A 4,673-nucleotide genomic window follows, 5' to 3' on the forward strand; every position below is an offset into this window, starting at 1 on the left:
CTCATATAGCACCTCCGTAATGCACCAGCATGATACACCATCCTAATGAACATCTTATCAGTTGTCAAGGATTGTTTTTGTGTGATTATTGGAGAGTTTTCACCTGAAATCCCCTAATAACTACGGAAGATGGTTACTGACGCGGGGCCGGAAACCTTTTGCGGAAATTGAACCAAGTATCGAAAAGACCCACCCCACATAGTGTGATCATCAGGGATACGTTGATCAGGCAGGTGAGATAAAGGACGCCTTTAAAGATTCCGGGAAGGCGTGTCTTGTTCAGGTAAAAAGAAAGGATCGCATATCCCTGCATCAGGTAGGCCAGCAGGAAGATCAGCGCAACGTTCAGGCCCGCCCACTTCAGATAGGGGACATTAAAAAGATAAAGTGGTCCGGAAAGGATGAGCCCCCAGACCCAGACGAAGGGGATGGAGATCTCTTTGAGGGGAGGAATATGGGACCGGTCAAGGCCGAGCCGATCTGCATAATGCAGGGGGACGAGAAGGCTCAGGTAGACGATGGAAAAAGCATTGATAAAGAGAAGAGCGGGAAAGGCGTTTTTAACAAAAGAGAGCATGGCCATCATGCTTTCCCGGTAACGCGCCAGCTCGTCCGGGTCGGGATGCAGGCGTTTGACGCTCTCTTCCAAGGCAAGTTTTACGGCATCGCCTCCCTGTTGAATCATCTCGGAAAAAGGGACGGGTCCATGATAGAGATAGCCCGCTCCGGCGGCCATCACCAGGAGCGTGGAGATCAGCGTCGTGGTAAAGAGAAGGCCCACGGGAGGTGCTTTGCGCCTGAGTCCGTGGCCCAGAAGGATGCCGACCATCACAAACTGTGTGAAAAAAAAGGCCGCTACCGGCAGATTGAAAAGAAAGAGCACGAAAAAAGTGCTCAACGCTGCGACCGCAAGTCCCATCCTGTGCCCGTATTTCCACGTGGTCAGGACAAGGAAGACCGGCGAGATGATCATAGGGATCAGGGAAGAAAAGAAAAACAGGGTCCCAACCGTTGCGACAACGAACCAGAGGTAAGGGGACTCCAGGAATTTTCTCGGACGGTTATCCATAGTTTGACCGTTTCAGGGATTGAACGCTTTTGACCTTGTTATACTCGGTGTTTTAAATGCTTGCGCATTGTTTCCAAAACGTATCATATACAAGTTCCGAAACCGTTTGTCATACCGAACCTGATCCGGCATCCATTCCTTTATTAGCTGGATTCCCCGATCGAGTCGTGGAATGACATCGTACTGCTGATTGATGACGCTCTGTTCAACGGGTTCTGACAGCAAAGGCCATGCGGTTACGGCCGGAAAGGTCCTGGATCACTTCAACCTTCCCGAATGAACGAGTTTCTTCAAACAGGGACTGTACGGCTTCTCCATGGTCTTCTCCGATCTCCAGGGCGATCAGTCCTGCGGGCTGCAGCAGGCGGGGGAGATCCGCGATCAACCGCCGGATCAGCAGCAGGCCGTCTTCGCCGCCGCAAAGGGCAGACTCCGGTTCAAAATCCCTCACCTCTGTCTGAAGTCTATCGAATGCCGGCAAAGGGATATACGGAAGGTTGGCCACAATTAGGTCGGCCCTGCAGCCGCTGCCGATGGCTGTCGCCAGATCTCCGCAGAGGATCTGAACGCGGTCTAAGACTTCATGCCGCCGGGCATTGCTTAGGGCTACGGAGAGGGCGTTCTCTTCCGAGTCCACGGCCAGTACGATGGCCTCCGGGCGCTCGCACGCCAGGGTCACCGCGATGCACCCGCTCCCTGTGCCCACATCCAGGATGCGGCGGGGACTCTTGATGCGTCCCAGGCATGCTTCGACCAGGAGTTCGGTTTCCGGCCGGGGGATCAGGACATCAGGGGTTACATGAAAGCTGCGCCCATAGAATGAGACTTCGCCCAGGATATACTGCAGAGGTTCCCGGCTGCACCTTCGTTTTACCAGATCGAAAAAATTTCCCCGTTCAGACTCCTTGAGAGTCCTTGGATCAAGATAAAGGTCCAACCGGCCCATACCGAGCGCCGAGGCCATGATGGCTTCGGCATCGACTCTCGGATTCGGAACACCCGAGGAGCAGAGAAGATTCTCGGCCCATGCCATCCACATACGGGCGTCTTGTTCAAGACACAAATCAGGGATCATATTCATTTCTGGTTTTTCTCCCATTTAGTGGGTAAAAAGGGTTTGAGGATTCCAGGGTTACGCTTCGCGTGCCCCGCTTTTCTCTATTTGTGTCTCCAATTCGCAATTAGAACCATAAGAGATGTATAAGGATCTAAGATAATCCAGTGTTTTTTCCCGTGTAGTGTTTGAGCACTTCACTTGACCCCTGGAATCCTTGACCCCTTGGCCCCTTTTGTTTTCACTCACTCTTTTAGAGAAGACCCTCATTTCTTCACAGAGTACCTTTCAAGGCCTCGGCCTGCATGGTGCTGGTCAGGGTACCGATGACTTCATCAAGATCCCCTTCCAGGATCGCATCGAGCCTGTATAGGGTGAGACCGATGCGGTGGTCGGTAATCCGGTTCTGCGGAAAGTTGTAGGTTCGAATCCGTTCACTCCGGTCCCCGGTCCCGATCTGGGATTTTCGATCCTTGGCAATCTTCTGTTCCTGCTCCTGTTGAAGCTGGTCTAAAAGCCTGGCCCGAAGGATTTTCATGCCCTTGTTCTTGTTTTTTAACTGGGACTTTTCATCCTGGCAGGAGACCACCATGCCGGAGGGAAGGTGTGTGATCCTGACCGCCGAGTCCGTGGTATTGACACTCTGGCCGCCGGGCCCTGAGGAACGGAACACATCAATCTTGAGATCCTTGGCGTCAATTTCCAACTCGACGTCTTCAGCTTCCGGGAGCACGGCCACGGTCACGGCCGAAGTATGGATCCGGCCTCCGGCTTCCGTAACCGGAATTCTCTGGACCCTGTGTACGCCGCTCTCATATTTCAACTGGCTGTAGACTCCGGTTCCTTCGATCAGGGTAATGATCTCTTTGAATCCTCCCACGCCCGTCGGGTTGCCGTGCATGACCTCCACCCTCCACCGTTTCCTTTCCGCATATCTCGTGTACATGCGGAAGAGATCAGCGGCAAAGAGCGCCGCTTCCTCGCCCCCGGTGCCGGCCCGGATCTCCAGGAAGATGTTCTTGCCATCATTGGGGTCTTTGGGGATCAGCATGATCCTGAGTTCTTTTTCCAGGACTGCTTTCTTATTTCTCAGGCTGTCGATTTCCAATCTCGCCATCTCGATCATGTCCGGATCATCTTTGGACTGGTCAAGGATCTGCTCTGCGGCAGAGAGATCCTCCTCGACCTTCATGTATTCCCGGTATTTCTCGACAATCCCGGATAGGCCGGCATGTTCCCTGGCCAGCTTCTGAAAGGTCTTCTGATCGGAGATGATCTGCGGATCGCTCATCTGCCGGGTGATCTCTTCAAATTTTTCACTGATTTCTTTGAGTTTATTAAACATGGTTTTTAAACCTGATCATGGGACCCATGGTTCCGACTTTCTGACCTCTTCCATATCCAGGGCCTCTTTGAGCGCTGCCAGGGCCACTTCCACCATCTCATCGGTCGGCTCCCGAGTGGTCAGACGCTGCAGCCATAAACCCGGCGCCATCATCCCTTCCATGATCCGATTCCCTCTCATTTTGGCGCTGTACTTGATGAACTCATAGGAAAGTCCTGCGATCAGCGGAATCAGCGCCAGCCTGGCCCCCCCTTTGATCCAGAAAGAGCTGTCGTGCGGGATCATGGAGAAGACCAGGATGCTCAGGACCATCACCATCAGAAGGAAACTGGTCCCGCAGCGGGGGTGGAGCATGGAAAACCCTTTTGCATTGGCCACGGTCAGGTCGCGGCCGGCCTCAAAGGTATAGATGGATTTGTGTTCTGCGCCGTGATACTGAAAAAGGCGGCGGATATCCTTGATGGCCGATATAGCAATGACATAGACCAGGAATACGGCTACCCGGATAACCCCGTCCGCCATGTTGAAGGCCAGGGAGCTTTGGTCCACGATGGGAAGGACCTTTCTCAGGAGGCCGGTCAGAAAGAGCGGCAGAACCATGAAGAGGAGCACCGCCCCCCCGATGCCCAGGACCAGGGCTAAGAGAAAGGAGAGTGCGCCTGAATCCTTTTTCTCTTCTTCTTTTAGGGCCTTCTGAGCTGAAAAATCCAACGCCTTCACGCCCCAGACCAGGGACTGCCATAGGGCCACCACCCCTCGAAGGATCGGTTTTTTCAGTATGGCATAGCGGTCTGAGAGCAGACGCAGGTCTTCCTTTTTGAATTCGATCTTGCCGGAGGGCGTTCTGACTGCCACAACCAGCGAGTGGGGCGCCCGCATCATAACCCCTTCGATCACGGCCTGGCCCCCGACTGATATCGGTTCATTGCTCATAAATCTGATGCCCCCTACTGATTTATACTAAGCGTCTTAAATGAGTGCGCATTATCTCCGAAGCATATTATACGAACGACCGAAGTCTTAGGCTGTTTGTCATTGTCCGGTCCCCCGATCAAGCTTGCCTTCCGACTTGATCGGAGGGTCGGAGGACAGGCCCGACCTGTCTGCCGTGACATCGGCACAGGCAGGCCGGACAATCCAGTTTGACTGACTGGATTCCCCGATCGAGTCGGGGAATGACAGGGTGTCGTTGACTTATGACGCTA

At 53.5% G+C, this 4,673-nt stretch carries 4 protein-coding genes; all 4 read right to left on the minus strand.

What is annotated here, in order from left to right:
• Positions 1-133: 133 nt before the first annotated feature.
• The 4 genes from AUK29_07230 to AUK29_07245 all read right to left on the minus strand — a co-directional run bounded on the left by AUK29_07230 (position 134) and on the right by AUK29_07245 (position 4,401).
• Positions 134-1,069, minus strand: a complete 936-nt coding sequence (locus tag AUK29_07230; protein ID OIP63076.1) for a hypothetical protein — start codon at positions 1,067-1,069, stop codon at positions 134-136.
• A 205-nt stretch (positions 1,070-1,274) separates the two neighbouring features.
• Positions 1,275-2,144, minus strand: a complete 870-nt coding sequence (locus AUK29_07235; protein ID OIP63079.1) for a protein-(glutamine-N5) methyltransferase, release factor-specific — start codon at positions 2,142-2,144, stop codon at positions 1,275-1,277.
• Between the two features lie 253 nt (positions 2,145-2,397).
• Entirely contained in the window at positions 2,398-3,468 is a 1,071-nt protein-coding gene (locus tag AUK29_07240; GenBank protein ID OIP63077.1) for a peptide chain release factor 1, read from the minus strand.
• A gap of 15 nt (positions 3,469-3,483) precedes the next feature.
• Positions 3,484-4,401 (minus strand): hypothetical protein, encoded by a 918-nt coding sequence (locus AUK29_07245; protein ID OIP63078.1) that lies wholly within the window; start codon positions 4,399-4,401, stop codon positions 3,484-3,486.
• Positions 4,402-4,673: the final 272 nt, after the last annotated feature.

The sequence above is a fragment of the Nitrospirae bacterium CG2_30_53_67 genome, from assembly GCA_001873285.1.
Classification (GTDB): Bacteria; CG2-30-53-67; CG2-30-53-67; order CG2-30-53-67; family CG2-30-53-67; genus CG2-30-53-67.